Below are 23,097 nucleotides of genomic sequence, written 5' to 3'. Positions count from 1 at the left end.
TCAGGCCGCCGGCAGGGTCATCGTGACGGTGGTCGGGCCGCCGTCGGGGCTGGTCACGTCGAGGCGGCCGTCGAGGGCCTGGGCGCGGGCGATCAGGCCGCGCAGGCCGGAGCCCATTGTGGAGGGTGCCGCGCCGCCGCGGCCGTCGTCGGTCACGACCAACCGTATCCAACCGTCGGCGGACGTGAGCGACAGCCGCACCGTGCTGGCGCCCGCGTGCCGGGTGGCGTTGCTGAGCAGCTCGGCCGCCGTGAAATAGAGGGTGGCGGCCGCGTCCGGCGGTGGTGGCCGGTCCAGGGCGACCGACACCGACACCGGCAGGCCGCTGCGGGCGGCGAGCGTGCCCAGCGCGGTCGGCAGCCCGGCGTCCAGAGCCGGCGGGTGGATGCCCCGGACGATCTCCCGCAACTCGTCGAGCGCGTCCGTCACCGCCGCGCGTGCTCCGTCGACCAGCTCGGCCGCCTCCCCGTCGGCGGGGCCCAGCCGCTTCTCGATCCGCCCGAGCGTCATGCCCAGCGCCACCAACCGGGCCTGGGTGCCGTCGTGCAGGTCGCGTTCCAGCCGGCGCAGGGTGGTGGCCGCGTCGGCGGTCAGCGCCGCCCGGCTGGTGACGAGCTCGTCGATCCGCTCGGCGGCGCGCCCGCGGCCGAGCAGCAGGGTGGCCAGGCTCCGGTCGACGGCGACCAGGCCGCGCAGCACCCACGGGAAGACGAACAAGGCGGCCACGCCGATCGCCACCACGTACGCCGTGTCGAGCCGCCGGTCGACACCCAGCTCTGCGAGCTCGCCCGCTGACCACCACGCCGGCGAGGTCAGCAGCGCGACGCCGAAGACGGTGCCGAGCAGGGTCAGGTAGGCGGTGACGAAGGCCAGCGGCGCCTTGACGAACGCGTACACCGCGGCTCGCCAGGCCCGGTCGTCGACCAGCACCTCCCGCGCCCGGGCGACCACCGTGCGGCCCTCCAGCGGCGGTGGCGGCGGCAGGTCCCAGCCGAGCAGCGGGCGGGCCACCGCACCGAACCAGCCGGGCAGGTGGCGGGCCAGCAGCAGCAATCCGACCAGGAGCGGCAGCCCGATCACGGTCAGCGCCAGCGGGGCCGCGACCAGCAGGGCCGCCGGCACGAGCACGGCGGGGGCGGCGAGGAGCAGGCTGGCGTACGCGTAGCCGACCATCCGCCACGTGCGGCCGGTGAACGGGGCGAGCAGGACCGCCGTCAACCGACGGCCTCGACGGGGCGGCCCCGGGTGAGCAGCGCGGCGGGCAGCACCGTGCCGGCGGCGACCACCGCGGCGGTGGCGAGGACGCCCAGGGCCAGCGTGGCCGGCGGCACGTAGGGCCACGCGCCCAGCGCCGTGCGCACGATCGGCGTGACCGTCACGGCCGCGACCACGGCGGCGAGGACCAGCCCGGTGAGCGTCACGATGCCAGCTTCGCAGATCACCACGGCCAGCACGTGCCGCCGGGTGGCGCCGGCCAGGCCCAGCAGGGCGAGGTCCCGGCGCCGCCCGACCATGACCGTTATTAGCGTGTTGACCGCGGCGACGGCGGCGAACAGGCAGTACACCGCGGTGCCCGAGTAGTCCAGCCAGACCTCCGCGGCCGGCCCGGCGAACCCGGTCACGTGGGCCGTGGTGGTGTGCGCCGCGACCTTGACGCCGGCGAACGCGACCGCGAGCACCAGCGGGACCAGGGCGCCGGACAGCGACCGCGACAGCACGGCGACGCTGTCGGCGGCGAGCCGCCCGGTCCCGCCGGCCAGCCGGAGCAGTGGGCGGGCCAGCCCGATCGTGGCCCGCAGCACGAACGGCCCGAGCAGGCCCACGCCGGTGCACAGCGCGAGCATCACGAAGAACGCCGCGTCGTCGGCCGCGTCCGCCGCCAGGCCGGCGATCAGCACCGAAAGGGTTCCGCCGCCGGCGACCAGCAGCAGCCCGAGGCCGACCCGGACCGCGGTGAACCGAGCGCGCCGGGTGGCCGCGTCGGCGAGCGCCACGGCGGGCCGGACCCGGGAGGGGCGGATCGCGGCGATCAGCCCACCGAGCGCCGAGGTCAGCACGAGCACCGCGACGACGGGTGGCAGCAGGAGCGGTTCCGGCGCGAAGCGGGCGTCCGGCGGCGCGATGCCGTGGTCGACCAGCAGGCCGAGCCAGGCCCAGCCGGCCAGCAGGCCGCGCAGGTACCCGGCGACCCCGGCCGGCACGGCGACCGCGGCGGCCTCCAGGGCGACCGCGCGCCGGATCCGGGCCGGGGTCGCGCCGACCGCGCGGAGCAGCGCCACGTCCATGGCCTGCTGGGCGATCGCCGCGTTCATCGTGACGCCGACCAGCAGCACCGTGAGATAGACCGCGATCAGCGCGAAGGCGGTCAGCGCGTCGGCCAGGTCGCCGGTCGCGTCGGGCACGGACACGCGTACCGTCAGGGTCGCGGTCATGACCACCGCGGCGACGAGCTGGGTGCTGGCCGGGCCCGCGAAGGCCCAGCGGTGGGCGCGCAGGGCCTGCGCCGCGATCCCCGCCCTCACGCCGGCACCGCCGCGGGCTCCGTCACGTTGCGCAACAGCTCGGCGATGGTCGAAGCATCCGGCGTACGCGTGTCCGCGACCAGCCGGCCGGCCCGCAACAGCAGCAGCCGGTCGCTGTGCGCGGCCGCGACCGGGTCGTGGCTGACCATGACCACCGTCACGCCGTCGCGCTCGACGGCCGCCCGCAGCAGCCGCAGCACCTGGCCGCCGGTCGTCGGGTCGAGCGCGCCCATCGGCTCGTCCGCGAACACGACGGCCGGCCGGGTGATCAACGCCCGGGCCACCGCTACCCGCTGGCGCTGCCCGCCGGACAGGTCGCCGACCGGCCGGTCACCGAGCCCGCCGAGCCCCACCGCCTCGAGCATCGCCTCGACGTCGGCCCGGCTGGCCCTCGGGCCGCCGAGCCGGGCCGGGAGCAGGACGTTGCGGGCCACGGTGAGCGTGGAGAGCAGGTTGTAGGACTGGAAGACGAAACCGACCCGGTCCCGCCGCAGCCGGGTCACCGCCGCCTCGCGCAGCCGGGTGAGGTCGCGGCCGGCCAGCCGCACCCGACCCGTGGTCGGCCGGTCGAGCCCCGCCAGGCAGTGCAGCAGCGTGCTCTTGCCCGACCCGGTCGCGCCCATCACGGCCACGAACTGCCCCGAGGGTACGGCCAGCGAGACGTCCCGCAACGCCCACAACCGCTCGCCGTACCGCCGTCCCAGACCCTCAGCCACCACCGGCGCGTCATCCATGCCGACCAGCCTCGCCGGCTGTGGCGGCCTGATCGACCGGGCCGGCCGCCCGACCGTGGTGCGGTCCACCGCACCTTCGTGGTTTCCGGCGACCCTCCGCAGGGCAACGCATGCGGCATGACGTGGGTCGACTCGGTCCGCCAGCGGGCGCGCACCACCCTGAGCACAGCGGGCCGGCGCGGCGCGCCGCCGCCCTTCACCCCCAACCAGCGTTTGGCGCCGCCGCCCAGCGCCGCTCCCGTCGTGGTGGTCGACAAGGCGCCGACGGTCGACGACGGCATACCCCGCGGCATCCGCCTGGCCGGGGCCTGGGCGTGGCGGATCATCCTGTTCGTCGCGGCCGCGTACCTCCTGCTGCGGGTCATGGGGCTCCTCCGGGTGGTGCTCATCCCGGTCGTCGTCGCGATCCTGCTCGCGGCGCTGCTCGAGCCGGTCGCCGCCGCCATGCGACGGCGGGGCATGAACAAGTCGCTGGCCGCGGCGCTGGTGCTGATCGGTGGCCTGATCGTCGTCTTCGGCGGGCTCAGCCTGATCATCCAGACGTTCATCTCACAGTTCGACAACCTCTCCGACCAGGTCGGGCAGGGCATCGACGAGGTGCAGGACTGGCTCGCCCGCAGCCCGCTGCACCTGTCGCAGGCCCAGGTCAGCGACGGCATCGAGCAGCTGCAGCGGCAGTTCATGGACAACCGGGACAGCCTGTTCACCGGCGCGCTCAGCACGGCGACCACCATCGGCGAGGTCGCCACCGGCTTCTTCCTGGCCCTGTTCACGCTCTTCTTCTACCTGCGCGACGGCGAGCAGATCTGGACGTTCCTGTGCCGGCTGCTGCCCCGCGGCGCCCGCGTCCCGGTCGCCCGGGCCGGCCACTACTCGTGGCACACCCTCGTCTCGTACGTGCGGGCCACCGTCCTGGTCGCCTTCGTCGACGCGGTCGGCATCGGCATCGGCCTGGCGATCCTCCGGATCCCGCTCGCGCTGCCGCTGGCCGCCCTGGTCTTCCTCGGCGCGTTCATCCCGGTCGTCGGCGCCACCGTCACGGGCGCCGTGGCCGTGCTGGTCGCGCTGGTCACCCAGGGGCCGATCAGCGCGCTGATCGTGCTGGCCATCGTCATCGGCGTACAACAGCTCGAAGGGCACGTCCTGCAGCCGCTGATCATGGGTCGGGCGGTCGCGCTGCACCCGCTCTCGGTCATCCTGGCGATCGCCACCGGCATCGTGGTCGGCGGCATCGTCGGCGGCCTGGTCGCCGTGCCGATCCTGGCGGTCGCCAACACGGCGGTGCGCTACCTGGCCGACCATCCGAGCGGCGAACCGACACCGGACCGCGAGCCACCGGGCACGGAACCGACGGACGACGACGAGGCGGAGGCGGAGGACCGGGTGGAGGACCGGGCCGAGGCCGCCGACCCGGCGAACCCGCCACCGGTCGAGTCGTCCGTCGACGCGACACCGCGCCGCGAGTGACCGATCGCGTGCGCCCGCGGGTGCGCGTCAACCAGGTGGGCTACCGGCCGGGCGCGCCGAAGCGGGCGACCTGGATCACCGACGCCCTCGAACCCGCGCCGTTCACGGTGCGGGCCTCGAGCGGTGCGGTCGCGTTGCAGGGGCGTTCTGCGCCGTGGTCGCCGCGACCCGAGCCGACGTCCGGCGTGTCGGTCCACGTCCTGGACCTGACCGCCCTCGACACGGTCGGCGACGGCTATCGGCTGCTGGTCGGCGCGGATCGCAGCCACCCGTTCCGGATCGCCCCGGACCTTTACGACCGTTTGAGCCGGGACGCGTTCCGGCTCTTCTACCTGCTGCGTTCGGGCTGCGAGATCGACGAGCAACGAGCGCCGGGGTACGGGCGACCGGCCGGGCATCTCGGCGACGTCGCGGTTCCCTGCTGCGCCGAGCTGTATCCCGGCTGGCGGCCGAGCGGAGCGTTCGACGTCTCGGGCGGCTGGTACGACGCGGGCGACTACGGCAAGTACGTGGTCAGCGGCAGCATCGCCCTCTGGCAGCTGCTGAACCTGCTGCGGCTGTTGCGCCGTCACCCGGCCGCCGCCCGGGCGGGACTGGTGACCGAGTCCGAGGTCGTCGAGGAGTGCCGCTGGCAGCTCGACTGGCTGGTGCGCATGCAGGTGCCGCCGGGTCAGCCGTACGCGGGCATGGCGTTCCACCGGGTGCACGGCAGCACGTGGTCGCCGATGCCAGGGTTCGCGCACGAGGATCCGACGACGCGGGTCCTCCACCGACCGTCCACGGCGGCGACCCTGCACATGGCGGCGGTCGCGGCTATGGGCGCTCGACTGTTAGACGACGACAAGCTGTTGGCCGTCGCCCGCACCGCGTATCGCGCCGCCCGCGCCCATCCCGACCTGATCGCGCCGGACGACGAGGGCCGGCACGGCGGCGGGCCGTACGGCGATCCGTGGCTGGCCGACGATTTCGCGTGGGCGGCCACCGAGTTGGGGCTGGCGACCGGTTCGCCGTACGCGGTGCCGCCGCAGGAGTTCGACCTCGACGGTTTCGACTACGACCGGGTCGGTGCACCGGCGGCCCTGGACGTCGCGACCGCGACGGGCCGGCTGTCCGACGATGTCCGCGCGGCCGCGGAGCGCCTGCTGGACCTCCAACGCGCGCAGCCGTGGGGCCAGCCCTACGCCCCGGCGACGGGCTGGCAGTGGGGCTCGAACGGCCGCATCCTCAATAACCTCGTCGTCCTGGCGACGGCGCACGAGCTCACCGGCGACCGGCGCTACCGGGACGCGGTGGCGACGGGCGTCGACTACCTGTTCGGCCGCAACGCGCTCGGGCAGAGCTACGTCACCGGCTACGGCACGGACGCCACCGCCCACCTGCGAACGCGGCAGTTCGGCCACGACCTCGACCCGTCCCTGCCGCCCCCGCCACCGGGCGCGCTGGCCGGCGGGGCCAACTCGGTCGAGACTGCTGGCTTCCCGAGCGACCCGCGCCTGCGTGGCCTGCCGCCGCAGGCCCACTACCTCGACGAGCCCACATCGGAAACGACGAACGACATCTGCATCCGCTGGAACGCACCGCTGGCCTACGTCGCGACGTATCTCGCCTTGCCACACTGAGTCCATGGATTACGTCAGCCGGGTGCCCGCCCCGCCGCTGGACCGGTTCACCGACGACATCTACTGCCTGACCACTGTTCATCAACCTGGGCGATCCCGTCCGTATGTGGGACGGAGACCCCTCGGCGCCGCCGGCAGTGCTCACCGATGCGTGGTTCATGGGCGTCCGGACCCGGCGCTTCCTCATGGAGTACCCCTCGCGCGTGCGGCTGGTCGGTGTGCATTTCAAGCCGTGGGGCATGTCGCCGTTCGTCGACGTGCCCGCCGCGGAACTGGGGGACCGATGGTTGTCGGCCGACGCCGTCTGGCGGCGGAGTTCGGACCGGATCCGCAACCAGGTCGGCGATCTCGCGTCGGCCACCGAAACCTTGCGGGTCCTGGAGGCGGAGCTGCGGTCGCGACTTGCCGAAGAACCGTCGCGTGGACTGGACCTGGTGCTGCACACTGGCCAACGCTTGGCGGCGTCGCACGGCGCGGCGCAGGTCGGTGCTCTCGCTGGTGCGGTCGGCGTGAGTGGCAATCATCTGGCCACGCTGTTCAAGGCACGCGGCGGGCTATTTCCACCGGGCCTACTTCGGCAGGGAGTTCAGGGACTTCACCGGCCATACTCCGACGGAGTACCTGGCCTTGCGGCGTCGGTTCCCCGCCGAGCCGGGATTCCCACCCGACAACGGTCCCATGCCGGTTGATTGATTTCTTACATGCGCTCCCGCCGCCGCGGGCGGCACGATCGGGTGCTGATGCGGCAAGCGATTGCGAGGAGAGCCTGTGGGCACGGTGATCATGCACAACGTGTGTCGGTGGACGGTTTCATCGCCGACGACAACGACGACGTCGGGCCGCTGCACGACTGGTACTTCAGCGGGAACACTCCGATCACCGGGGACGGTGACCAGCGGTTCGACCACTCCGGGTCGGGGAGCGGGTTCAAGGTCTCCCGGGCGTCGGCGGAGTACGTCCGGGCGATGTGGGCCTCGATCGGCGTGATCGTTCAGGGCCGCCGCCTGTTCGACCTGGTGAACGGCTGGGAGGGTAGCCCGCCGACGGGAGACCACGTGGTGGTCGTCTCCCACCGGCCCAAGCCTGACGGTTGGCACCCCGAGGCGTCGTACCACTTCGTCGGCAGCGTGCGGGCCGCGATCGATCGTGCCCAGGAGTTGGCCGGGGAGCGGACCATCGCGGTGAACGCCGGCGAGGTGGGCAGCCAGATCCTCGCGGCCGGCCTCGTGGACGAGGTGGCGATGGATGTGGTGCCCGTGGTGTTCGGGTCCGGCAAACGCTACTTCGGCCGCATCGACGGCCAGCACCTGCTCGAGGATCCCCACGTGGTCGTGCAGGGCGAGCGGGTGCTGCACCTGCGGTTCAGGGTGCGTCGCTAAGCGCTGGTCGACAGCGCGGCGATCGCCTCGGTGATCGGCGTGTCGCCGCCCGTCAGTTCGAACTGGCGACGGACCGCCAGGTTGCCCGTGACGACGGCGGCCAGGGACGCGGCGACGTCGGCGCGGGGGATGCTGCTGCGGTCCACTCCAGATCGGTGCCGCGGACCGCGGCGTCGGCCGCGCTCTTGGCCTCCAGGTAGACCTCGAAGTCGTCGTCCAGGGACGGTTCGGCCCGACCTAAGAACCGGTTCAGGTGTCCTCGGAGGCGCGGATCGCGGACGCGAAGACTGCCGCATCAAGAGTGACGTTCACCCACGCCTTCGAACGCTGGCCCCGCTCTTCAATGGCGAGGCCGACGAGCGCCAGGTCGCCGGCGAGGGAGCGCAGCCTCTCCTGCTCGGGCGTTTCGCCGCGCGTCTCGTCGAGTTCGTCACGGCTCCACGCGGCCGACGCGGCGTCCGCAAGTTCGACCGGAATGCGCACCGCGATACGGGGCATGTCCACTAGGAGGCTCTTTCCAAGGGTGGCAAGCACAGCGGCATCCCGTTGGTAACGGTCGTACTGGCCGAGTTCGGGCATGGAAGGCACCATACGGTTCCTACCGGGGCGCTGCCCGGTCCCCGACCCTCCTCCGAGACGCCGCGTCCGCGCGTTCCTGCGCTTCCTGGACGCCCAGCCACGCTGAGAACGCAGGCAGTCTGCGCCAGGATGGAAGGATTGCGCGGTGACGCTGAAGATCGCCGCGGCCTGGACCGTACCGCGCGCGGGGTGGGACTTCTCCTGGCTGGCCGGGCGGGTCGAGGGCACGGAGCCGCCGTGGGATTACCGGGAGCGGGGCTCGGGTGTTGGTGCGGGAGGCCGCGTAGCTGCTCGACGTGGACACCGGCGGCGGTGAGTTCCTTGCCGGGCTCGGGCCGCTCCCCCGGCGCACCGTGGCCGTCGAGAGTTGGGCGCCCAACATCGAGGTGGCGCGCGAGCGACTCGGCGTGCGCTCGAGACGCGGATAGAGGATGTCGCCGGCGGCTTCGACCTGGTGCTCAGCTGGCACGGGCGCCTGGCCCCGGAGCACGTGAGCCCGGACGGACGGCTGCTCACCCAGCAGGTCGGTAGCCGCAACCACCTGGAACTCAACGACGTCCTGGGAGCGACGCCACCCAACCGCCGTCGGGGCGACCCGGCCCCGCTAGCGGTCGTCGGCGAGCACGAGATCCTCGACCGCCCGCAGGCCGACCGCGCCGTCGGCGGGCGGTGGGCCTTGGCCTTTGACAGCGGCGAGGAGCGCGGCGAGCTGCGGCACGAACGGGCTGACCGGCGTGAAGTCGAGCCGCCGTCCATTGAGGACGATCTCGCCGGTGCCGTCCGGGCCGAACGTGCCGTCGCAGAAGGCGGTCCCGCCGTCACCGAAGATCTCGAGCCGCGTGTACTCGCCGACCTGCACCGTGCTCAGCACCTCGACCGTCGGGCCCGAGGCCAGCTGCCCCGCGATCGCCGCGGTTTCGTCGCGGCCGGTGTGCCACCTCGCCGTGCTCAGCACCGCCTTGTACTGGGCCCAGTCAGCCACATCCCCGGCGAACCAGCGGGCCAGGTCCAGGCAGTGCGTGGCGGTGGCCGACATCGACCACCAGCGGCCGACGTCGCCGCGGGCGCGCCAGTTCGACTCCGGGATCGGGTACGCCCAGATCAGCCGGAGATGCCGGATCGTGCCCAGCTCGCCGGCGCGGACCCGCTCGCGCAGCGCCACGTGGCCGGGATGGCAGCGCAGGTGGTAACTCGCGGCGAGCACCCGGTCCTGGGTCGCGGCCAGGTCGACCAAGGTCCGGGCCTCGGCCACGCTCAACGCCATCGGCTTCTCGACCAGCACGTGCTTGCCGGCCCGCAGGCTCGCCTCGGCCTGCGGGAAGTGCAGCCCGTCCGGCGAGGCGACGATGACGAGCTCGACCCGTGGGTCGCCGAGGAACGCACCCAGATCGTCGTACGCCCGCGCGTCGTCGGCGCCCAGCCCGGCCAGGAACTCCCGGCCCGCCGCCTCCTGACGGGACAGCACCGCCGCCAGGTGGGCGTCCCGGGACGCCATCACCACCGGCCCGTGCGCCGCCGCCGCGATGTAGCCCGTGCCGATGATGCCCACACCGATCATGACGCCCCCGTCGCCACCCGCTACGCAGCCTTGCGGGTTGCCTTCTTCGCCGTCGTCTTCTTCGCCGCGGACGACTTCTTGGCAGTGGACGACTTCGTGCTCTTCTTCGCCGCGGCCTTGGCCGGCGTCTTCCTCGCGGTGCTCTTCTTCGCCGGCACCTTCTTGGCAGCGCTCTTCTTGGCCGGGGCCTTCTTCGCCGCCTTCTTCGAAGCGGCGCCGGAAGCACGGCCGGCACCACCGCGCCGCGACCGGGCGTCCTCGACGCTGCGCCGCAGCACCTCCATCAGGTCGCTGACGCCGGTCGCCTCGGGAGCCGCCTCGGTCTCGGTGATCTCCTCGCCGGACTTCTTCGCCTCGATCAGCTCGTTGACCCGATCGGTGTACGTGTCGCGGTACTCCTCGGGCTTCCACGCGGAGGTCATCGAGTCGAGCAGCTGCGCGGCCATGCTCAGCTCGGCCGGCTTCAGCTTCACCTTGCCGGGGATGTCGGCGATGTCGCCGGGGTCGCGCACCTCGTCGGCGAAGAACATGGTCTGCAGCACGAGCTGGTCGCCGTCGCTGCGGATCGCGGTGAGGTACTCCTTGCCGCGCATCACCAGCGTGCCGATCGCGGCCCGGCCGGCGTCGGCCATCGCGTCCCGCAGCAGCGCGTAGGTACGGGTCGACTCGTCGCTGCCCGGCCCGAGGAAGTAGGTCTTCTGGTAGTAGATCGGGTCGATCTCCTCCAGGTCGACGAACGCGTGGATCTCCAGGCTGCGCGACCGGCCGGGCGCGACGGCGTCGAGCTCGTCCGGGTCGAGGATCACGTACTGGCCGCCGCCGACGTCGGCGCCTTTCACGATGTCGGCGTAGTCGACCTCCTTGCCGGTGCGCTCGTTGACCCGCTGGTAGCGGATCCGGTCGCTGGTGCCCTTCTCGAACTGGTGGAACGAGACCTCGTGCTCGCGGGTCGCCGAGTACATCCGCACCGGGACCGCCACCAGTCCGAAGCTGATCACGCCGGTCCAGATCGGACGCGCCATCCCCACCACCTCCGCAGCCAGCCGCCCGTCGCTTTCCGGCGGTACTACCCGCGAGCCTCGCATCACAATCCGCCCACCATGTGTGAAACAATCGTCTTGCACATATGTCTCAGACGTGCGTACCATCTGCGGCATGACACGCATCGAGAACGCGAAGATCCTGGTCTGCGGCGCCGGCATCGCGGGCACCGCGCTCGCCTGGTGGCTGGCCGAGCGCGGGGCGCGGGTGACGGTCGTCGAGCGGGCCGAGTCCCCGCGCGACGGCGGCTACAAGGTCGACATCCGCGGCGCGGCGCTGGCCGTGGTCGAGCGGATGGGGCTGCTGGAGTCGGTGCGGGCGCACCGCACCGGGGTGCGCACCGGCTCGGTGGTCGACGCGACCGGCCGGCGGGTGGCCAGCATGGACGCCGACACGTTCGGCGGCCGGGTGCACGACGACGCCGAGCTCCTCCGCGGCGACCTGGCCCGGCTGCTGCGCGAGGGCGCGTCCGGCGTCGACTTCCGGTTCGGCGATGCGGTGGCCGGCGTCTCCGCCGGCGGCGAGGTCACCTTCGAGAGCGGGCAGCGCACGGCGTACGACCTGGTGGTGGGGGCCGACGGTCTGCGCTCGCGGACCCGGGAGCTGGCCTTCGGCGGGGGCGGCGTGCACGACCTCGGCCATTACGTCGCGATCTGGTCGGTGCCCAACCACCTCGGCCTCGACCGCGAGGAGCTGACCTATGTCGGGCCGGGGCGGACCGCGCTGGTCTACAGCACCGCCGGCCAGGCCGACGCCAAGGCGATGTGCCTGTTCACCGACCCCGGCGGTCCGCGACCCAGCGGGCGAGCGGCCCAACACGCGTTCCTGACCAGTGCGTACGCCGGTGAGGGCTGGGAGGTGCCGCGCCTGCTCGACGCGCTGCCCGGGGCCACCGACTTCTATTTCGACACGGTCAGCCAGGCCCGCCTCGACAGCTGGTCCCGTGGGCGGGTCACGCTGATCGGCGACGCCGCCTACTGCGCCTCCCCCGCGTCCGGGCAGGGCACCAGCCTCGCCCTGGTCGGCGCCTACGTCCTGGCCGGCGAGCTGGCCGCGGCCGGCCTCGACCAGGGTCCGGCCCGCTACGAGCGGCTGATGCGCCCGTTCGTCGCCGCCAACCAGAAGCTCGGCCCGGCCAACATCAAGCGCATGGTGCTGCGCAGCCGGGGCCAGGTGCGGATGTCGATGCGCATGCTGGCCGTGGTCAACCGGTTGCCCGGCAAGGAGCGCATGCTGGCCAAGGTCGTCGAGCCGATCCACCGGGCCGCGACGGCGATCGACCTCCCGAGCTACTGAGCACTTGCGCGTGGTGCCACGTGGTGCCATAGTAGTGCCATGGACCTGACGCCCTACGTCGACAAGCTTCGCGAGGAGCTGGCCGTCGCCGCCGAGGCCGGTGGCGAAGAGGCCCGCGCGCTCGCCGAGCGGCTGACCGCTCCCCTGGATTCGGCCGTCCGCCTGGCCTTCCTCGAGGCGCTCTCCGCCGCGGCCGACGAGATCACCCGTGAGCTGGCGCCCGGCTCGGTCGACGTGCGGCTGCGGGGGCGCGACCCGCAGTTCGTCGTCGCCGTGGTGCCAAGTGGCACCACGGCGACACCAACTCCGGCACCGGCCGAGCCGGCCGTCGACGAGGCGCTCACCGCGGGCGCCGCCTCGGCCCGGATCAACCTGCGCCTGCCCGATGAGCTCAAGTCGCGGGTCGAGGCCGCCGCGGCCAGTGGCCACGTCTCCGTCAACACCTGGCTCGTCCGGGCCGCGGCCGCCGCGCTCGACGCCGACCGCCACCGCCCCGCGACCAGCGCCCCCGACGGCGGCGCCGGCCAGCGCTTCACCGGTTGGGTCCGCTAGCCACCGATCGTCACCACCACACGAGGGGACCACCATGCCCACCTTCGACACCCCGACGCCCATCGACGTCGAGATCAGCATCATCGTCGGCCACGTGCGGGTCACCGCCAGCGAACGGGACACGACCGAGGTCGAGGTGCGGCCCGGCAACAACAACGCCAGGTCGCGCAAGATGGTCGAGGAGACCCAGGTCGCCTACGCCGACGGCCGGCTGACCGTGCGCACCCCGAAGGGCCTCGCGCGCTGGTTCGCCGGCTCGAGCGGCCGGATCGAGGTCGACATCGCCGTCCCGGCCGGCTCCCGGCTCACCGGCAGCACCGACGCGGGTGACCTGCGGGTCGTCGGCGCGCTCGGTGAGACCCGCTACAAGTCCGGCTTCGGCGCGCTGCGGCTGGGCGAGACCGGCCGGCTGCGGCTCGAGACCGGGGCGGGCGACATCACGGTCGACCGCGCCGCCGGCGACGCCGAGGTGACCACCGGCACCGGCCGGGTGCACGTCGGCAAGGTCGAGGGCGCTTCCGTGGTCAAGAACTCCAGCGGCGAGACCTGGATCGGCGAGGCCGTCGGGACGCTGCGGGCCAACGGCGCCAACGGCAGCATCGACGTCGACCGGGTCACCGGCGGCGCGACGCTGAAGACCGCCAACGGCAGCCTGCGCGTCCGGGAGGCCGTGCGGGGCCAGGTCACGCTCGACACGGCGGCCGGCTCGATCGAGGTCGGCATCCCCACCGGCACCGCGGCCTGGCTCGACCTCGACGTCAAGAACGGCGCGGTGCGCAACAACCTCGCCGGCACGACGGGTCCCGACGAGACCGACGAGAAGGTCGAGATCCGCGCCCGCACGTACTTCGGAGACATCTCGATCCAGCGCGCCTGACCCTCCCCCGATCAATCCCGCCCACCGCCGCGGCAGCAGTGCTGCCATGGCTACCAATGCTGCCCTGGAAAGGACGCACCATGACCGCGATAGAGGTGTCCGGCCTGCGCAAGGCGTACGGCAAGCACACCGTGCTCGACGGCATCGACCTGCACGTCGCCGAGGGGTCGGTGTTCTCGCTGCTCGGCCCGAACGGCGCCGGCAAGACCACCACCGTCGAGATCCTCACCACCCTGCAGGCCCCGGACGCCGGCCGGATCGTCGTGGGCGGCCACGACCTGGCCAGGAATCCCGAGGGAGTACGCAGTGCGATCGGCGTGACCGGCCAGTTCTCGGCGGTCGACAACATCCTCACCGGCCGGGAGAACCTGCAGCTGATGGCCGACCTGCGCCACCTCGGCAAGCGCGCCGGCCGGCAGCGGGTGAGCGACCTGCTGGAGCGCTTCGACCTGGTCGACGCGGCTGGGCGGCCCGCGTCCACGTACTCCGGGGGCATGCGACGCCGGCTCGACCTGGCCATGACGCTGGTCGGCACGCCGCGGATCATCTTCCTCGACGAGCCGACCACCGGCCTCGACCCGCGCAGCCGGCACACGATGTGGCAGAGCATCCGTGAGCTGGTCGCCGCCGGCACCACCATCTTCCTCACCACGCAATATCTCGAGGAGGCCGATCAGCTCGCCGACCGCATCGCGGTGCTCAACGGGGGCGTGCTGGTCGCGCAGGGCTCGCCGACCGAGCTGAAGCGGCTGGTGCCGGGCGGCCACGTCCGGCTGCAGTTCAGCGACCCGGCGCGGCTGGACCACGCGGCGGGCCGGTTCGCCGACGGTACGCGCGACGACGACGCGCTCACCCTCGACGTGCCCGGCGACGGCGGCGTGGCCTCGCTGCGCACGCTGCTGGACCGGCTCGCCTACGAGCGGGTCGAGCCCGACGGCCTGGCCGTGCACACCCCCGACCTCGACGACGTGTTCCTCGCCCTGACCGCCACCGCGCCGGCCTCCCCCGCCGCTCTGTCCACCAAGGATGGTGCCCGATGACCACCGCCATGCTCGACTCCGTGACGCTGTTCCGCCGCGACATCACGCACGCGCTGCGCTTCCCGATGATGACGATCAGCGGCATCGGCACGGCGGCCTTCTTCCTGCTGTTGTTCGTCGGCGTGTTCGGCGACGCGCTGGGCGCGGACTTCCTGCCGGAGGGCGGCGGCCGCTACGTCGACTACATCGCGCCCGGCATCATCCTGATGGCCGCCGGCACCGGCACCGCCGCCACCGCGATCAAAATCAACCAGGACATGCAGGAGGGCCTCATCGCCCGGCTCCGGACGATGTCGATCGCCCGCATGTCCGTGCTGACCGGCCAGGTGGTCGGCAGCCTCGTCCGCACGATCCTCAGCGTCGTGCTGGTCGTCGGGGTGGCGCTGGCGCTGGGTTTCCGGCCGTCGGCGACGCCGGTGGAATATCTGGCGGCGCTGGGCGTCTTCGCCATGCTGACGTTCGCGCTGACCTGGCTGGCGGTGGCGTTCGGCCTGCTCACCAAGACGGTGGCGGGTGCCAACAGCCTTTCGCTGATCCTCCAGTTCCTGCCGCTGATCTCGAGCGCGTTCCTGCCCACGGACTCCATGCCGGCCGGGGTCGCCTGGTTCGCCGAGCACCAGCCGTACACCCCGGTCATCGAAACGATCCGCGGCCTGTTGATGGGGTCGGGCATCGGCGACAGTGCACTGTGGGCGGTCGGCTGGTGCGTGGTCCTGTCGATCGTCGGCTTCTTCTGGTCGCGCGCCCTCTACAACCGCCCCCGCGGCACCTGAAGGGCAAGGAACGGTCCGTTCCTAACGCTTTCCGCATAGGAACGGACCGTTCCTAACGCCCGGACCCGGCGCGGCGCGCGGCCGCGTCGGGTCCGTCACGCGTGGACGGTCAGGACGCCGGCGACGTCGACGTCGGCGGACGTGCCCGGGTAGCCGGACTCCGCGATCAGCCGGGCGCCCAGCACGGCGCTCCAGAAGGTGCGGGCCTCGACCTCCGGCGCGCGGTCGACGCTCCAGCCGCGGCGGGTCAGGATCGCGGTCAGGTAGTGCTCGGCCTGGCGGAACAGCACGGTCAGATTCTGCTCGGCCAGGGACCGCAGCTCCGGCCGGCGCCGGGTGATCGACATGGCCTCGACCACGGCGGGCACGGACGGCAGAGCCAACGCGGTGCGCGCCAGCGCCGCCCGGAAGGCCGCCGGAGTGCGCTGCCGGCGGCCGATCGGCTCGATGCGGGCCGCGTCGCGTAACAGCATCAGGAACGCCGCGTGCACGAAGAGCGCGTCCTTGGAGCCGAAGTAGTAGGTGATCTGGTGGGGATGCGCCCCGGCCGCCGCGGCGATCTCGGCCACGTTGACCTGGTCGAACCCGCGTTCGGCGAAGAGGTGGACGGCCTGCTCGAGGATCAGCGCACGGGTGCGCCGCCCGCGCAGCCGCGGCGGCACTGCGGTGGACACTCTTAAGTTGTATGCGATACAACTATGGCATGTCCACCACCCCAGCCGACGTCGTCGTCACCGGATTGGGTGCGACGACCCCGCTCGGCGGCGACGTCGAGGCCCTGTGGCAGGGCATGCTCGCCGGCCGCTCCGGGGTCCGCCGGATCGACGACCTGGTCGCCGGGTTCGCGTTCGCCGACGACCTGCCCGCCAAGATCGCGGCGCCGATGGCGGTCTCCCCCGCCGACGTGCTGACCCGGGTGCAGGCGCGCCGGATGGACCGCGCCGAGCAGGCCGCGTTCGTCGCCGCCGCCGAGGCCTGGGCGGCGGCCGGCGCGCCCGGGGTCGAGCCGGAGCGGCTGGCGGTGGCGATGGGCACCGGGATCGGCGGCGTCAACACGCTGCTCGACCAGGACGACCTCATCGAAGCCCGCGGCCCGGGCAAGGTCTCGCCGCTGACCGTCCCGATGCTCATGCCCAACGGCCCGGCGGCCTGGATCAGCATCGAGTACGGGGCCCGCGCCGGCGTCTACACCCCGGTCTCGGCGTGCGCGTCGGGCGCCGAGGCGCTGGCGCTGGGCGCCCGGCTGATCCGCGACGGCGAGGCCGACGTGGTGATCGCCGGCGGCGCCGAGGCGGCCATCAACCCGCTGACCATCGCCGGCTTCGCCCAGGCCCGCACGCTGAGCCGGCGCAACGACGACCCGCAGGCCGCGTCCCGGCCGTTCGACACCGAACGCGACGGCTTCGTCCTCGGCGAGGGCGCCGGCGCGATGGTGCTCGAACGCGCCGACTTCGCCGCCGCCCGCGGCGCCCGGGTGCTGGGCCGCCTGGCCGGCTTCGGCATCACCGCCGACGGCTACCACATCACCGGCCCCGACCCGACCGCCGCCGGCCAGATCCGCGCGATCCGCAAGGCGCTGGCCGACGCCGGCCTGTCGCCCACCGACATCGTCCACGTCAACTGCCACGCCACGTCGACGGTGGTCGGCGACGTCGGCGAGTCGGCCGCGGTGGTGGCGGCCCTGGGCCCCGACGCGGTGCTCACCGCGCCGAAGTCGAGCATCGGCCACCTGGTGGGCGCGGCCGGCGCGGTCGAGGGCATCGTCGCGCTGCTCTCCGCGGTCGAGGGCGTGATCCCGCGCACGCTCAACCTCGAGTCCAAGGACAAGGACGTGACCCTGGACGTGGTCGCCGGCGACACCCGCCGCGTCCGGCCGGGCCCGGTGCTGAGCAACTCGTTCGGCTTCGGCGGCCAGAACGTCAGCGTGATCTTCACCCCGTAGGCTGGGCTCTCGTGGGACGCAGGTGGAGTGCCGTACCGGCGGTGGCGCGACCGATCGCCGACGCCGCGGAGGAGGCGGTGAGCGCGGCCGGCGCCCTCGACGCGCCGTCCTTCGCGTCGGCCGTCGCGCGGCTGGGCACGTACGACCCGGCCCAGGTGGGCCTGCTGCTCGGCACGGTGGTGCGCCACGCCCTCGAGTCGGGCCATCCGGACGGTCTCGGCAGCGACGACATCCGCGACACCCTGACGGCGGTCGTCACGGACGCCCGACAATGGCAGACCGATCTCGACCCGCAGGTGTTCCTGTTGTTGCTGGCCGGCGCGCTGGGCGTCCACGAGCCGGACCCGGACGACCCACCGGTCGAACCCGACGTCTCCGCCCGCCACGCCGTCCTGCTGGTCACCCACCTGGTGGAACCGGCGGCGTTCCCCGCCCGCCTGGAAGCGGCGGCGACCGAACTCGCCCAACACGCGGAATGAGCCCGCCTCTGCTCACGGCGGCGGACCCGCTGCCGACCCGACCGCACCGGGTGCTGGTGGCGGGCACCTCAGGCTCGGGCAAGACGACGGTCGCCCGGCAGACGGCCACGACGCTCGGCGCACCGCACATCGAGATCGACTCCCTCTTCCACGGCCCGGGGTGGACGCCGCGCCCGACCTTCGAGGCGGACGTGGAGCGCTTCGCGGCGCAGCCGGAGTGGGTGACGGAGTGGCAGTACAGCGCGGTCCGCGCCCGCCTGGCCGCCCGCGCCGACCTGCTGATCTGGCTCGACCTGCCGCGCGGGGTGGTCATGCGCCAACTGACCCGCCGCACCTTCGTGCGCCGCTTCCGGCGGCAGGAGCTGTGGAACGGCAACGTGGAGAGTCCGCTGTGGACGGTCTTCACGGACCGCGACCACATCCTGCGCTGGGCGTGGCGCACCCACCACGCGAACTCCGCCCGCGTGCTGCACCTCGCACAGGACCGCCCCGACCTCCCGGTGGTGCGCCTGCGCGACCGCGACGAGGCCCGAGCCTGGCTCACGGGCCCACTCCGCAAGTCGACCACCTGACCGTCCGCTCCGCCGCCGCCTAGCCGAGCCGGCCGGCCGGCGGGCGGGCGGCGATCCTCGGCACGCAGGCTTTGCTCTGCAGCCAAATACGCAACACCCTCTCCGTCGGGCGTTGCGTATTTGGCTGCAGAGCAAAGCCTGCGTGGAGGGGTCACCGAAGGGCGGTGAGTCGCTGCCGAAGCCGACATGCTTCGCATGTACGCACATGGCCCACCGAGTCGGGCCGCAGAGGAGGCCAGCCCGGGCAGCTCGTCCGGCCAACCACACGGCGTTTCGGGCACCGGCCTCAACTTCCTCGGCCGCGACCGCGGTCGGATCGGCGACGCCCCAGCCCGCCGCCCAGCCGGGGGCCGGCCGCAACGGCGGATCGGCCCGAATGCTCGGCCGACGGCGGTCAGGCCGTGCTGCCGCGGACCACCAGGTGGGTGGCCAGTTCGATGCGGGTGGATTCGAGGCGTTCGCCGTTGACGATGCGGAGTAGCGTCCGGGCCGCGGCCACGCCCATCTCGTGCAGGGGCTGGCGGACCGTGGTCAGCGGTGGCGCGGTCCATTCGGCGAAGTTCAGGTCGTCGAAGCCGACCACGCTGACGTCGGCGGGGATGGTCCGGCCGGCGCGGCGCACCGCTTCGTAGACGCCGGTCGCCTGTTGGTCGCTGCCCGCGAAGATGGCGGTCGGCGGGTCCGGCAGGGCCAGCAGCGCCTGGGCGCCGCGGAGGCCGCCCTCGTGCATGAAGTTGCCGTAGCGGACCAGTTGGCGGTCCACGGGCAGGCCGGCGGATTCCAGGGCCGCGCGGTAGCCGGCGATGCGGGCCCGGGTGCACTGCAGGCGCTCCGGGCCGCCGATCGCGCCGATCCGGCGGTGGCCAAGGCTGATGAGGTGCTCGGCGGCCGCGTACCCGCCGGCGAAGTTGGTCGCTCCGATCGACGCCACCTCGGGTGGCGGTTGGCTCACGCCGTCGACCACGACGATCGGGAGGCCGCGCCGGTCGAGGTCGGCGTGTTGGCGGCCGGTGAGCTCCGAGAGCACGAGGATCGCGCCGAGGGAGCCGCGGGCCAGCGCCGACTCGACCCAGCGGCGGGTCAGTGACTGGCGGTTGTGGACGGTCGAGACGACCAGGGCGTGGCCGGCCGCCTCCAAAACCTCCTCGACGCCCGAGAGGATCTCCAGGCCCCAGACGCTGTCGAGGTCGTTGATCACCAGGTCGACGAGGTCACTGCCCCGGCCGGCGCGGCGCACGGCACGTGGTCGGCGGTAGCCCCGCTCCGCGAGCAGGCGCTCCACCCGGCTGCGGGTCGCGGCCGACACGTCGGTGTGGCCGTTGAGCACTTTGGACACCGTGGAGATCGCGACGTTGGCCTCTTTGGCGATCTCCGCCATGGTCGGTCGGCCGGTGCCCGCCATAAATTTCGAAAACCTTCGATCGCAGGGGTGTTCGGGCACCGTACACCGCTGGTCGGGAAAGCGAAACCGTTATCGAAACTCTCAGCCGAGCAGCTCGTCGGGGTAGCACCAGCGCCACGACTCGCCGACCTCGGCGGACTGGATGACCGGGTGGCCGGTGGCGTGGGCGTGCTTGGTCGCGTGCCGGGGCTGCGACGAGTCGCAACAGGCCACGTGCCCGCAGGTCAGGCAGACCCGCAGGTGCACCACCGGCTCGTCGGTCGGCAGGTGGTCCTCGCACGTGTCCGGCCGGCCGACGTCCCGCGCCGGCGCCGCGTCGAGGTGCGTGCACAGCTCCGGCTGGTAGACGGGCAGCTGGCCCGAGCGGACGAGCTGCCGGAACAGGCGTAACGGCTTGTCACGGCGCTCGTCGTCCGCCTCTCCGGACCCGCCCCGATGCCGCCTCAACACGATGTCGCTCCCACCCGGCCAACGTACAGCGCGGGTCGTGGTGTCCGCCGACGACGCCCGCCGTGTCGTGGCGCGGCGGCGATCATCGGCGGCGTGGAGGGCGGCGGCGGACCACGACTGCGCGGGCCAGCGCGGCCATGACGAGGGCGGCGCCGGGCAGGAGTGCACGCAAGCGCGGACCCTCTGGTAGTCCGTTTGGCCACTCCGCAGACCATGCGGGGGCAAGGTCCGGCCTGCCATCGCCGGCACTGGCACCTGCGCGACCGCGACCGCGACCGCGACGCGAACATCGCACCCGCCCGCGTCCGCAAGGGCGGCCGCGCCGGCTGGAGTGGTGCGGTCAGGCTGCCGCCGACAGGCGGGTGAGGGTGGTCGCCGCGGGGTCGGCGGTGGCATGGCGGAAGCCGGTGCCGGCCCAGAGGTTCAGGCGTTCCGGGTCGTTGGCGGCGGCCGCCGCTCGGCGGATCGGGCGGGTCAGGTGGTGCACGGCCGGATAGCCGAGCGGCGCGGCCGCGCTGTGGCGGTCCAGGAAGTCGTTGCGCAGGCCGCGGGCCGGCCGCCCCGTGAACGCCCGCGTCACCGCCGTGCCAATCCGGCTCGGGTCGGCCAGCGCCGCCCGATAGGGCGAAGACGTCCCCGCCTCCGGCGACCGCAGCAGGGCCGTGCCGACCGCGACCAGCGACGCCCCCGCGCCCAGCGCCCCCGCCACGTCGGTGGCGGTGCCCACGCCGCCCGCCGCGATCACCGGCAGCGGGACGGCAGAACGCACGGCCCTGACCAGCTCCGGCAGCGGCACGTCCGGCACCGGCGACGACGGCGTGAACGTGCCGGAATGGCCGCCCGCGGCCGCCGACTGCACCACCAGCACGTCGAAGCCCGCCGAGGCCGCCGCGCGGGCCTCCGCGACCGACGTCACGGTCTGCGCCAGCACCGCCCCCGTCGCCCGCAGCAGGGCCACGTCGGCGGCCGGCGGCAGGCCGAACGTGAAGCTGACCAGCGGGACCGGCCGCTCCCGCAGCACCTCGATCTTGGCCGCCCACGCGTCGTCGTCGGAGACCGGCGACGCCGGCAGCGCCACGTCGTAGCGCGCCGCCTCCCGCGCCAGCGACGCCGCGTAGGACTCGTAGGCGGGAAGAGCGACCGGCACCGGGTTGGGCGCGAACAGGTTGACCCCGAACGGCACACCGGCCGACGCCACCGTGGCGATCTCCGCCGCGAGCGCCGAGGCGGGCAGGTATCCGCCGGCCACGAAGCCCAGCGTGCCGGCCCGGCCCGCGGCGGCCGCCAGCGACGGCGCGCCCGGGCCGCCGGCCATCGGCGCCGCGACGACCGGCAGCGACAGGTCGGGAAGCGGGCCGGTCACCAGGTGGTCGGCTTCGTCGGCTGGTAGAGCCAGACGTCGAAGAACGTGTCGAGCTGCTGCCGCCCGTGCTTCTCGGCCAGCCGGATGAAGTCGGCGGTGGTGACGTTGCCGTCGCGGTTGCGGTGGTACCAGTCGCGGAGCAGGGAGAAGAACGCGCGGTCACCGATCTTCACCCGCAGGGCCTGCAGCGTCATCGCGCCGCGGTCGTAGACCGGGCCGCTGAACATGACCTCCGGACCGCCCACGTCGGCCGGCGGACGCTGCCAGAAGGAGGCCGACGCCGGCCGCGCGAAGGACGCGTCGAAGGCCTGCTGGGCCGTCTGCCCACCGTGCCGCTCGTCGTAGATCCACTCGGACCAGGCCGCGAAGCCCTCGTTGAGCCAGATGTCGGGCCAGACGGTCAGGCTGACGCTGTTGCCGAACCACTGGTGGGAGATCTCGTGCACCACGGTGGACGGATCGGGCGTCTGGTCGTATTGCGACTTGGTCTGCGACTCGAGCGCGTAGCCCACCTCCGGAGCGTGGTCGACCACCCCGCCGCCGCTGCTGAACGGGTAGGGCCCGTAGAGCTCCGAGAAGAACTCGATCACCGATGCCTCGGCGGCCAACCGGTCGAACGCGCCGTTGGGCACCTCGGCCGGGTCGACCGCGTGGTAGAGCGGGATCTGCCCCGCCCGGCTGACCCGCAGCTCGAAGACACCGTTGGTGGCCGTCGCCAGGTAGGGCGCCATCGGCGAGTCCTCGCGCCAGCGCCAGGTGGTGCGGCCCTGGTGGGAGCGCGCCGAGACCAGCCGGCCGTTGCCGATCGCGGTGATCCCCTTGGGCACCGTGATCGCGAAGTCGAAGGTGGCCTTGTCGCGCGGGTTGTCGTTGGCCGGGTACCACCCCGGCGAGCCCTGCGGCTCGTTGACCACGAACGCGCCGTCGGGTGTGGTCACCCAGCCCTCGCTGCTGCCGTCGGGGTCGATCACCTCGGTGGGCTGGCCGGCGTAGTCGACCCGCACCGTGAACGTGCGGCCGGCGCGCAGCAGCCGGCGCGGACTGACGACCAGCTCCTGGCCGTCGCGGGTGAACCAGGCCGGCGCGCCGTCGACCCGCAACGAGCTGATGGTGAAGCCGCGCAGGTCGAGGTCGAACCGCGTCAGGTTTTGCGTGGCCCGGGCGGTGATCACGGCGGTCGCGTCGAGCTGGTTGCCGGCACGGCGGTAGTCGAGGTCGAGCGAGTAGTGCCGGACGTCGTAGCCACCGTTGCCCGCGAGCGGAAAGTAGGGGTCGCCGAGGCCGGGCGAGCCGATCGTGGACCCGCCCGCGGCGGCCGGAGTGGCGACCGCGAGGGCGGTCAGCGCGGCGACGGCCGCGGCGGCGGCGCGTCGCAACAGGACAGACGGCACGGCGGTCCTCCTCGTCGAGAGCGGCGAGCCGATCCTCGCACCACCCACCGACAAAAACGAG

The 23,097-nt window shown here is 73.2% G+C and carries 24 protein-coding genes; 12 read left to right on the top strand and 12 right to left on the bottom strand.

Annotated features, from left to right (window positions below; all coding sequences use genetic code 11):
* From O7635_RS28675 to O7635_RS28665, 3 genes are read right to left on the bottom strand one after another with little or no spacing between them, the layout of a single operon-like run.
* A complete protein-coding gene (locus O7635_RS28675; protein ID WP_278083600.1) occupies window positions 1–1,218 on the bottom strand; it encodes a sensor domain-containing protein in 1,218 nt (405 codons plus the stop codon).
* On the bottom strand, window positions 1,215–2,522 hold the full coding sequence (locus tag O7635_RS28670; protein WP_278083599.1) for an ABC transporter permease: 1,308 nt from the start codon (window positions 2,520–2,522) through the stop codon (window positions 1,215–1,217). The genes O7635_RS28675 and O7635_RS28670 overlap by 4 nt, the downstream gene beginning before the upstream one ends.
* Window positions 2,519–3,256 carry an ABC transporter ATP-binding protein gene (locus O7635_RS28665; RefSeq protein WP_278083598.1) on the bottom strand — a complete coding sequence of 246 codons (738 nt, stop codon included), beginning with the start codon at window positions 3,254–3,256 and terminating at the stop codon, window positions 2,519–2,521. Before O7635_RS28665 ends, O7635_RS28670 begins: the two co-directional genes overlap by 4 nt.
* 117 nt (window positions 3,257–3,373) lie before the next feature.
* Here O7635_RS28665 and O7635_RS28660 point away from each other — a divergent pair, with 117 nt between their 5' ends.
* From O7635_RS28660 to O7635_RS28645, 4 genes are all read left to right on the top strand, one after another.
* Window positions 3,374–4,723: an AI-2E family transporter gene (locus O7635_RS28660; RefSeq protein ID WP_278083597.1), complete on the top strand. Its 1,350-nt coding sequence runs from the start codon at window positions 3,374–3,376 to the stop codon at window positions 4,721–4,723.
* On the top strand, window positions 4,720–6,342 hold the full coding sequence (locus tag O7635_RS28655; RefSeq protein WP_278083596.1) for a glycoside hydrolase family 9 protein: 1,623 nt from the start codon (window positions 4,720–4,722) through the stop codon (window positions 6,340–6,342). The genes O7635_RS28660 and O7635_RS28655 overlap by 4 nt, the downstream gene beginning before the upstream one ends.
* Window positions 6,343–6,446: 104 nt before the next feature.
* Window positions 6,447–7,031, top strand: coding sequence for a DUF6597 domain-containing transcriptional factor (locus tag O7635_RS28650; RefSeq protein WP_278083595.1), 585 nt, complete (start codon window positions 6,447–6,449; stop codon window positions 7,029–7,031).
* Window positions 7,032–7,082: 51 nt separating this feature from the next.
* Window positions 7,083–7,721, top strand: coding sequence for a dihydrofolate reductase family protein (locus tag O7635_RS28645; RefSeq protein WP_278083594.1), 639 nt, complete (start codon window positions 7,083–7,085; stop codon window positions 7,719–7,721).
* On the opposite strand, the gene O7635_RS28640 is transcribed toward O7635_RS28645, so the two are convergent.
* From O7635_RS28640 to O7635_RS28625, 4 genes are all read right to left on the bottom strand, one after another.
* Window positions 7,718–7,867 (bottom strand): hypothetical protein, encoded by a 150-nt coding sequence (locus O7635_RS28640; protein WP_278083593.1) that lies wholly within the window; start codon window positions 7,865–7,867, stop codon window positions 7,718–7,720. The two genes, O7635_RS28645 and O7635_RS28640, sit on opposite strands and share 4 nt — an antisense overlap.
* A 103-nt stretch (window positions 7,868–7,970) precedes the next feature.
* Complete coding sequence (locus O7635_RS28635; protein ID WP_278083592.1) at window positions 7,971–8,300, bottom strand: hypothetical protein; 330 nt, start codon at window positions 8,298–8,300, stop codon at window positions 7,971–7,973.
* A gap of 604 nt (window positions 8,301–8,904) precedes the next feature.
* Window positions 8,905–9,858 (bottom strand): Gfo/Idh/MocA family oxidoreductase, encoded by a 954-nt coding sequence (locus tag O7635_RS28630; protein WP_278083591.1) that lies wholly within the window; start codon window positions 9,856–9,858, stop codon window positions 8,905–8,907.
* 20 nt (window positions 9,859–9,878) lie between these two features.
* Window positions 9,879–10,880: a Ku protein gene (locus O7635_RS28625; RefSeq protein ID WP_278083590.1), complete on the bottom strand. Its 1,002-nt coding sequence runs from the start codon at window positions 10,878–10,880 to the stop codon at window positions 9,879–9,881.
* A gap of 133 nt (window positions 10,881–11,013) precedes the next feature.
* On the opposite strand from O7635_RS28625, the gene O7635_RS28620 reads away from it, so the two are divergent.
* The 5 genes from O7635_RS28620 (at window position 11,014) to O7635_RS28600 (ending at window position 15,437) form a co-directional block, all read left to right on the top strand.
* Complete coding sequence (locus O7635_RS28620) at window positions 11,014–12,195, top strand: FAD-dependent oxidoreductase (RefSeq protein WP_278083589.1); 1,182 nt, start codon at window positions 11,014–11,016, stop codon at window positions 12,193–12,195.
* 39 nt (window positions 12,196–12,234) lie between these two features.
* Window positions 12,235–12,747: a toxin-antitoxin system HicB family antitoxin gene (locus O7635_RS28615; RefSeq protein ID WP_278083588.1), complete on the top strand. Its 513-nt coding sequence runs from the start codon at window positions 12,235–12,237 to the stop codon at window positions 12,745–12,747.
* Window positions 12,748–12,781: 34 nt separating this feature from the next.
* Complete coding sequence (locus tag O7635_RS28610; protein WP_278083587.1) at window positions 12,782–13,624, top strand: DUF4097 family beta strand repeat-containing protein; 843 nt, start codon at window positions 12,782–12,784, stop codon at window positions 13,622–13,624.
* A gap of 80 nt (window positions 13,625–13,704) precedes the next feature.
* Window positions 13,705–14,664 (top strand): ATP-binding cassette domain-containing protein, encoded by a 960-nt coding sequence (locus O7635_RS28605; RefSeq protein ID WP_278083586.1) that lies wholly within the window; start codon window positions 13,705–13,707, stop codon window positions 14,662–14,664.
* Window positions 14,661–15,437, top strand: a complete 777-nt coding sequence (locus tag O7635_RS28600) for an ABC transporter permease (protein ID WP_278083585.1) — start codon at window positions 14,661–14,663, stop codon at window positions 15,435–15,437. The genes O7635_RS28605 and O7635_RS28600 overlap by 4 nt, the downstream gene beginning before the upstream one ends.
* A 95-nt stretch (window positions 15,438–15,532) precedes the next feature.
* On the opposite strand, the gene O7635_RS28595 is transcribed toward O7635_RS28600, so the two are convergent.
* Window positions 15,533–16,111, bottom strand: a complete 579-nt coding sequence (locus O7635_RS28595; protein ID WP_278083584.1) for a TetR/AcrR family transcriptional regulator C-terminal domain-containing protein — start codon at window positions 16,109–16,111, stop codon at window positions 15,533–15,535.
* Between the two features lie 29 nt (window positions 16,112–16,140).
* On the opposite strand from O7635_RS28595, the gene O7635_RS28590 reads away from it, so the two are divergent.
* The 3 genes from O7635_RS28590 to O7635_RS28580 are packed head-to-tail and all read left to right on the top strand — an operon-like array spanning window position 16,141 to window position 18,430.
* Complete coding sequence (locus tag O7635_RS28590) at window positions 16,141–17,379, top strand: beta-ketoacyl-[acyl-carrier-protein] synthase family protein (RefSeq protein ID WP_278083583.1); 1,239 nt, start codon at window positions 16,141–16,143, stop codon at window positions 17,377–17,379.
* Between the two features lie 41 nt (window positions 17,380–17,420).
* On the top strand, window positions 17,421–17,858 hold the full coding sequence (locus O7635_RS28585) for a hypothetical protein (RefSeq protein ID WP_278083582.1): 438 nt from the start codon (window positions 17,421–17,423) through the stop codon (window positions 17,856–17,858).
* Window positions 17,855–18,430, top strand: a complete 576-nt coding sequence (locus O7635_RS28580; RefSeq protein ID WP_278083581.1) for an AAA family ATPase — start codon at window positions 17,855–17,857, stop codon at window positions 18,428–18,430. The genes O7635_RS28585 and O7635_RS28580 overlap by 4 nt, the downstream gene beginning before the upstream one ends.
* Before the next feature lie 394 nt (window positions 18,431–18,824).
* Here the strand turns inward: O7635_RS28580 and O7635_RS28575 are convergent, their stop codons facing one another.
* The 4 genes from O7635_RS28575 to O7635_RS28560 form a co-directional block, all read right to left on the bottom strand.
* Window positions 18,825–19,832, bottom strand: a complete 1,008-nt coding sequence (locus tag O7635_RS28575; RefSeq protein ID WP_278083580.1) for a LacI family DNA-binding transcriptional regulator — start codon at window positions 19,830–19,832, stop codon at window positions 18,825–18,827.
* Between the two features lie 81 nt (window positions 19,833–19,913).
* A complete protein-coding gene (locus tag O7635_RS28570; RefSeq protein ID WP_347405307.1) occupies window positions 19,914–20,282 on the bottom strand; it encodes a UBP-type zinc finger domain-containing protein in 369 nt (122 codons plus the stop codon).
* Window positions 20,283–20,622: 340 nt separating this feature from the next.
* A complete protein-coding gene (locus tag O7635_RS28565; RefSeq protein ID WP_278083579.1) occupies window positions 20,623–21,645 on the bottom strand; it encodes a nitronate monooxygenase in 1,023 nt (340 codons plus the stop codon).
* Entirely contained in the window at window positions 21,642–23,036 is a 1,395-nt protein-coding gene (locus tag O7635_RS28560; protein ID WP_278083578.1) for a M1 family metallopeptidase, read from the bottom strand. Before O7635_RS28560 ends, O7635_RS28565 begins: the two co-directional genes overlap by 4 nt.
* Between the last annotated feature and the right edge of the window lie 61 nt (window positions 23,037–23,097).

It is taken from the genome of Asanoa sp. WMMD1127, from assembly GCF_029626225.1.
In the GTDB taxonomy this organism is placed as follows: domain Bacteria; phylum Actinomycetota; class Actinomycetes; order Mycobacteriales; family Micromonosporaceae; genus Asanoa.
This window is presented reverse-complemented; position numbering and strand designations above follow the sequence as displayed.